2 protein-coding genes are annotated in these 1,067 nt (G+C 67.1%); both read left to right on the plus strand.

The window, feature by feature from the left end:
• A partial coding sequence (locus E1267_RS43825; RefSeq protein ID WP_220449970.1) for a winged helix-turn-helix domain-containing protein occupies positions 1-513 on the plus strand: 513 nt, incomplete at its 5' end.
• Positions 423-1,043, plus strand: coding sequence for a transposase (locus E1267_RS43830; protein ID WP_132342234.1), 621 nt, complete (start codon positions 423-425; stop codon positions 1,041-1,043). The genes E1267_RS43825 and E1267_RS43830, both read left to right, overlap by 91 nt.
• Positions 1,044-1,067 lie beyond the last annotated feature (24 nt).

Consider the following 1,067-nt stretch of genomic DNA (forward strand, 5'->3'; position numbering starts at 1 on the left):
GCGGCGCGAGCCAAGCGTGAACAGGTCCGCTTGGAGGCTGCCGGGCTGTTCGCGGCGGGCATGTCGCCGCCTGTGGTGGCCAAGAAGCTGCGGGTCTCACGCAAGTCGGCCTATGTCTGGCACCAGGCCTGGCGCACGGCAGGAGCCGAGGCGCTGGTGTCGAAGGGGCCGGGCGGGCGGCATTGCCGGCTGAACACCGCGCAGGTGGAGCGGTTGGAGGCCGCCTTGGACGCCGGTCCGGCCGTGTGGGGATGGACCGAGGATCAGCGGTGGACCCTGGCGCGGGTCACCGTCCTGGTCGGCCAGCTGTTCCACGTCTTCTACACCCCGCGCGGGATCTCTTACCTGCTGCATCGGCTGGGCTGGAGCCCGCAGGTTCCCCAGCGCCGCGCCGCCGAACGCGACGAAGAGGCGATCGCCACTTGGGTGAAGGACACCTGGCCGCTGGCGGAACAACGGCGCGGGATCAGGACGCGTGGATCTGCTTCGCCGACGAAGCAGGACAATCGCTGAGGCCGCCGAAGGCCCGTACCTGGTCCCGCTGTGGATGCACCCCCACCGTCACTGTCTCCGGCAAAGGCTCCGGGCGCGTCAACCTGGCCGGGATGATCTGCCTCAAGCCGGGGCAGCGGACCCGGCTGATCTACCGCATGATGATCTACCGGCGTCGTAAGAACGAACGCAAAGGGTTTAACGAGACCGACTACGCCCGCCTGTTGGACGCCGCCCACCAGCAGCTCGGCGGGCCGATCGTGCTGATCTGGGACAATATCAATACCCATGTCGACGCCCTGATGCGCAGCCTGATCGACACGCGCCCGTGGTTGACGGTGTTCTACTTACCGACCTACGCGCCCGAACTCAATCCCGTGGAGATCGTGTGGTCGCACCTCAAACGCGGGCTGGGCAATCTGGCCCCCTGCACCCTCGACGACCTCGCCGCGGTCATCCGCAGCCGGCTCAAGCAGATGCAGTACCGCCCCGACCTCCTGGACGCCTTCCTGGCACACACCGGCCTGATCACGGACCCGAGATCGACATGACACCCCGAACTTTCATCCTCTGTA

The organism is Nonomuraea longispora (genome assembly GCF_004348345.1).
In the GTDB taxonomy this organism is placed as follows: domain Bacteria; phylum Actinomycetota; class Actinomycetes; order Streptosporangiales; family Streptosporangiaceae; genus Nonomuraea; species Nonomuraea longispora.